The organism is Sphingomonas sp. Leaf412 (genome assembly GCF_001425405.1).
In the GTDB taxonomy this organism is placed as follows: Bacteria; Pseudomonadota; Alphaproteobacteria; order Sphingomonadales; family Sphingomonadaceae; genus Sphingomonas.
The window spans coordinates 761,103-761,332 of sequence record NZ_LMQP01000001.1; positions in this window are offsets into that span (position 1 = coordinate 761,103).

The following is a 230-nucleotide window of genomic DNA, read 5'->3' on the forward strand; positions in this document are numbered from 1 at the left end:
GCGAAGCCGCAAGGAAGTGTTGGTTCGCGCGGAGGCGCGGAGGACGCGGAGGTGTCGTGCACCGGGCTGATCGGGGGGCCAATTACCGGCCGGGCCGACGTCGCTGCTTCGATGAAATAGGTGCCGGTCTGCGTTACACTTTACTCTCTGCGTCCTCCGCGCCTCCGCGCGAACCAATCTCTTGCTTCACTTCGCGTCTTTGCGGCTTCGCGCGAACATCGTGCACCGGA